Annotated in this window: 4 protein-coding genes; all 4 read right to left on the bottom strand. The window is 57.4% G+C overall.

Translation table 11 applies throughout. The annotated features are described in order from the left end of the window. Positions 1-86 precede the first annotated feature (86 nt). From BSU04_RS25545 to BSU04_RS25530, 4 genes are read right to left on the bottom strand one after another with little or no spacing between them, the layout of a single operon-like run. Entirely contained in the window at positions 87-1,541 is a 1,455-nt protein-coding gene (locus tag BSU04_RS25545; protein ID WP_089163196.1) for a hypothetical protein, read from the bottom strand. A 6-nt stretch (positions 1,542-1,547) separates the two neighbouring features. Beyond that, positions 1,548-2,531 (bottom strand): ATP-binding protein, encoded by a 984-nt coding sequence (locus tag BSU04_RS25540; protein WP_089163195.1) that lies wholly within the window; start codon positions 2,529-2,531, stop codon positions 1,548-1,550. A 13-nt stretch (positions 2,532-2,544) separates the two neighbouring features. Continuing rightward, positions 2,545-4,350, bottom strand: coding sequence for a DDE-type integrase/transposase/recombinase (locus tag BSU04_RS25535; RefSeq protein WP_144021350.1), 1,806 nt, complete (start codon positions 4,348-4,350; stop codon positions 2,545-2,547). Positions 4,351-4,393: 43 nt separating this feature from the next. After that, complete coding sequence (locus BSU04_RS25530) at positions 4,394-5,023, bottom strand: hypothetical protein (RefSeq protein ID WP_089163193.1); 630 nt, start codon at positions 5,021-5,023, stop codon at positions 4,394-4,396. Positions 5,024-5,181: the final 158 nt, after the last annotated feature.

Genomic DNA, 5,181 nt, shown 5'->3' with positions numbered 1-5,181 from the left:
TGTCAAACGACACAAAGTCGTCCGAAAAATGACCCAAAGTCGTCTAATCGGCAAATTCGGGAGCACGTAATCTGTAAAAATCGTTATCAATCAAGGGGTTGTCGCATAATTGACGTAAAGTAGTCCAATCTAGCGGGAAGGCTGATGCCCTTGATGGCGAGATTTTGAGGTGGTTTTGCCGCGATGCTATGCCGATACGGTTGACTTGAGCGCCACGCGGCAAGTTCAGCCGGGCGCGCGAGAGCCGGGTGCAGGAGATAGGACTTGTGCGGCCGCATGAACGACGCGAGGCGATGCCATATCCAGGCTGACGTTGTTAGATCCTCTTGCAGCCAAACTATCAACTGGTCGGTCCATTCGGCGTATGCGATCGCAAGAGGGCGATCCGGGCTATGTGCGAGCCAACCGGACAGACCCAGTGCAGGCGTCGAGAGCCGGTGAACGCGATCGCATGTGCGAACGAAGCCAAGCCAACTCAAATGCCAGCCGACGGCTGTCACTGTCTCGATGCTGACGGCATCGGTGGCGATGGCGAATTGCTGACGGCACAGGGTGCTCCACGCCGGCATATCGATGTTGCGAAGTGTGTGCCCAAAAAACGCGTCTTGAAATTGCAGGAGTGTCGACTCGAGCTCAAGAAACCGTTGCGTAAAGTGAGGCCAGTTCATCTGGCTGAAGCGATGCCGGCCAGGCTCGGGTAAATCGGGTTTGGGACCGAGTGGGTCCGTGGAGGGTCGGGGTCGCCTTGCCAATAGCTCGGGAATCGTCGGCGGCGGAGTATCGTAAAGTCGGTTCGACATGCGTAGGTGGGCCGTGCGGCGAATCGAGGCCGCGCGATTGCGTTGCGCCGCTACGAACTGGCCCGTCTGGGGATCGTGCTGTCGAAGCGAGAGTTTGGAAAGGCGCGTGGTGGATTCGGCGACGTAAGCTTGCCACCTGCGCAGAATTCGAGCCGAGCGTCCCGATATCGGCGTGCATCGCCCAGCAGGCAAGTGCAAGTCCGGTACCCATTGCTTGCCGCATCGCGCACAGACAAGTGGATACTCCGCCATGTTGCCCTGAAGCGAGTATTGAATGGGCCTTGTGCAACCGGGGCAACCGAGCCTGAGGGCGCGTTGATGCAGTGGACAACGCACGATGAAGCGCCACTGAAACCATGCGGCGTGAAAACCCTGCTGCAAGCATTCGCGACAGTAACGGAGTTCGGTGCTCGCGTTGGTAAGTCCGGGCGTGCTGTAGCAGAATGCGGTTGTCACATCTGTGGGAGAGATCTGCAGCAGATCACCCAATCGTGCTGGGTCGAATCGATCGGCACGGCGCAGATCTACGCCGTCTGTGGGAATCTCCTTCGGAGGTAGGAGGACCAGATTTGATAGTTCGTGCAACGTCAGCCGATTGCATAGAGAAAATTTCGACAAGCGCATCCACATGGATTCGCCGGCGGTGCTCCACTCGGGGCGTGACGTGAAGCGTGCTTCGGCAATGCCCTTCGCCTGCCAGAGAATCGGCATTTCGTGTTCTTCTTGGTGATCATCGCGCATGATCCGTCACCTGCTGATTGCGGACAACGTGGTGCTGCCGGCTTTCTGTGCCAAGACGTACCGACTGCGTTCGACCATCGATGTCCAGAACGGTGTATCGAAAGTCAACGTTGGGCTATCACTAGCACTGCTAATCAGTAAAGAGGCTTCGGCGGCCGTGGTGAAATACTTCATGGGGATTTCGACCGGCCCGTCCAGCTGGGCCTTGATGTGGGCATCCTCGAAGGCATGCCAGAGAGCGCCGGCGGAGTCCAACATGCGCAAGCCGGCGTCATAGGCCTGAGGAACATGGAAGCGCGTATAGCACCAACCGGATGCCTCGGGATACTCGCCCTGATCATATGCCTTCAGCACGGCCCGGCATTGGGCCGCTGAGGTAATGCCGCGAAACGCCAGCTCTTCTACCATAAATCGTGCGACGATCTGGCCTTTGTCCTGCGCCTGAAAGGCAGATTTTTGCGCGACCAGCTGTGATTGGCCGACCAAAAACACGAACAGACGCAATCCGTTGCTTTCCAGTTCATCGTGCAGATCCCGCAACCATTCATAGTGAAGTTCATGCAAATTCTGGGCCTCGTCAGCAAACAGCACGATCCGTTCATCGCCCTTTGTATCGGCCACCTGTCTCAGTTTGTGCAAGAGCCGGCCGCGCAGGGCGGCCTTGGAGGCACCGCTTTGCGCTGGATGATTCGCGGCGTACAGGAGGGCCGAGAAAAAGCTATTCTCTGAAGGTGTTTGCGATCGGGTACAGCGCATCTTGTAGATTGATAACCTGGGATGACGCCGCTCAAGATCGCGACGAATGAACTCGATGGCATAGGTCTTCCCGATACGCGGCCGCCCATGGATTAGCGCTCCAGTGATGTACAGGAGCAAACACTCGTCGACTAGAGCCCGAAAGGCAGCGATCGATGGCGTCGGGATTCGATAGGTGCGACGGCTGATCGGATGATCCTCCAAACTTGCCGGTCGCTGCGGGGCGGTAGCCATGAGTCTCCTCGAGTTATCGGTTTTGCACCGTCAGGTCACCGAGGTCGATAGACGTTTGGTCGTCTTCCGATTGCTGTGATCGTGCGGCGGGAAGACTCGTTGTCTGGGAGGGTTCTTCCATCTGTGCGAGTTGCATCACTACGGTCCCATCCTTGCGGCTGCGTTTGGATGGATGACGTTGAGATTTCGAGAGCAATTGAACCGGATCCTGTTCGCCCGCGAAAACGAATCGGCCGAGGCGGCGCTGACGCAAAATATATCGACGCAAGCGCAAGGTATGACGGCTGTATCGCCAACCGTCCAGCACGCTCAGCCGACCCAACTCCGCCCCATTAGTCAGATACGCCCATGCTTCACGCATGTCGGTGGGGTTTGGATAAACCCGAATAGGTTGACGCAATAACCCAGTTGTTCGCTGAAGGACTTCGCTGCTGTAGCGCGCGCCATACAGGCTGATATAAGGTGCGGTGCCGCTTGCGACGCTACCTCGGACGGTGCAAAGATGAACCGACTGAAGTTGGTGCAGCCGGGAGCGTAGAAAAGTCGGCAGGGTTCGAACCGGTACAGTGTGATGGTCGAGCGCCAAGCGGAGTGCTTCCAGCGGGGTTCGTCCATTCAAGCCATCGTGCGGCGTGCAATGGTAGTTGGCGATGGTGACATCCAGTAGCTCTTCGAGTTCGTCAATCGTAATCAGTTGATCGACGGCCGTTTGTCTCCCTTTCTTGCCGACGGGATCGTTGGGGTGACGTCCTGTCGTACCGTGCACTCTACGGGACATCCGGTCGGTCAGCGTCAAGAAAAAGCGTTCTATAAAGGGACGTCCCGTAGGTTCGCCAACAGGGCCTGCTTCCATTCGACAGCCGACGAACTCACAGACAGGAGCAAAGGTGTCTTCGGTAAGGTGCGAGGCCGCATTGTCGACCTTCAGGACATCCCAGCAGGCGTAGGCCAGTTCAGGTAGCTCGGAGACAAATCCCGCACCCTCCCGGTAGCCGAGGCCGGGAATCGTGAACTGATCACGTTTGCGTCGAGGGCGTAACGCATTCTGCAGCGTCGCGAGTACGTCGTGGTGATCGTATTCTGGTGCCGGAACAACATGCCATCCAATCACGGCGCGGGTGCAGACGTCGATCATCGTCAACACATACAGGCGCTCAGTTTCGAGATCAACGCTGATGCCGGAGGGCTCGGTGAAGCGCACACGCAGACGCAGGTCCAGCTTGTGGCCGTCAAGCTCGACCACAGAGAACGGTCTGGCCGCCATTTCCCAGGCACCGTTGTCGCGCGGCAAGCGCAGGGGGATGCGATCCTCGAGCCGGCGCTTGACCCACCTCGCGAAAGAGCGATACCCCTTCTCATCTTGGTTTAGAGGGTAGTCGGCTTCAGTCAGCCCGGCTTCATGGCATGCCGCGATCAGCTTGGAATGCGTTACGGTCAGGCCGTACAAGCGATTCGTCTGCGTCAGTCCCAAGCGGGCGCTGCCAATCTGGCGTTCGATGATGCGGGGAAGCTGCGGCAAGCGCTCAAACAATTGCCCGACAGCGCCGGTCAGGCCGTCGCGCGATGTCAGGCGGTCTGCTCGCTTGCTTCGTCGATAGGTTTTAGCGCGTGCATGCGGAATAAGTCCCCGGAACCCCTGGATTCGACCGTCAGTGTGTGCGGCAAGGCAGCGCGTGAGCAATCGTGAGAGGAAGCTGGCGTCGATTTTATGGTCTCGCACGATGTCCACAATCGGCGCGCCGTTCAGATAGGCCAGTAGGGCTTGCTCACGTTGTAGGTAGATTGCTCGTCGCGATGAATCGAGCGCACCCGGATCCACGGACGGCCACGATTGGACGTCGGTGAGCGGTTCCGGGATATCGCTACGTCGCACGATGCGCGGCCTTCGAATACTGCTGTATTCGGGAGTTCAGCGTCCAGGGCTGAGTGACCAGATCGGGACTCAGGAGATAACCTGCGTGCAAGCCAGCAACGGCGGCGGTACGAATCAAGATCGGATCGTATCGGGTGAAGTGCTGCTCAAGCTCGAGAAACGATGCTTCTCGTTCGAAGAATTCGACGACATCTTTGGCCAGGGCGGCATCAATCAGGCGCATTCCGGTGTTCAGATAAGGTAACAATGTCATCCAGTTTTGGATCCAGACGCGGTGTTCGTCAAGGTCGGCTGGCCGAATGGTTTGAATCAAAAGAGAGGAGGGCGTACCGGCGGAAGAATCCTCATGAGGCGCTGATTCGATGGCGTGGTCGAGCGCCAGATATTGGGGGCGTCCATCCTGCAGTAGCCAGAAATCGGCATGGGCATCGTGTTGATTAGACGCGAGAACAGGACGTTCGCAGTATGTCGTGACAGCAGGATTCGCTTCGAGCATGACCCAGAGTCGAACTTGATTAACCGAAGTGAGTACCAGTGTGCGTTGCAGCTTCGGCGACCACATATGATGAAGCGTCTGCTTCGGCAGCCGGGAAACTGGCAGGGGTTCGGGTGGGTGCATGGCGAGTATTCCGGACCAGCGACATTGGACTACTTTAGGTCAAATTCAGCAAAATGGACAAATTTGTGGCAATTAAAAATGACGTAAAGTTGTCCAGCGCTGCCCGCTGTGCCTTATAAACTGGTCTTTGGGGCCGGACGACTTTGTGTCATTTGACA

It is taken from the genome of Caballeronia sordidicola, assembly GCF_002220365.1.
Lineage (GTDB): Bacteria > Pseudomonadota > Gammaproteobacteria > Burkholderiales > Burkholderiaceae > Caballeronia > Caballeronia sordidicola_C.
This window is presented reverse-complemented; position numbering and strand designations above follow the sequence as displayed.

Bases quoted from the DNA above. Each gene is read 5' to 3' on its own strand.
- BSU04_RS25545 (WP_089163196.1), bottom strand. From the start codon at position 1,541: ATGCGCGATGATCACCAAGAAGAACACGAAATGCCGATTCTCTGGCAG.
- BSU04_RS25540 (WP_089163195.1), bottom strand. From the start codon at position 2,531: ATGGCTACCGCCCCGCAGCGACCGGCAAGTTTGGAGGATCATCCGATC.
- BSU04_RS25530 (WP_089163193.1), bottom strand. From the start codon at position 5,023: ATGCACCCACCCGAACCCCTGCCAGTTTCCCGGCTGCCGAAGCAGACG.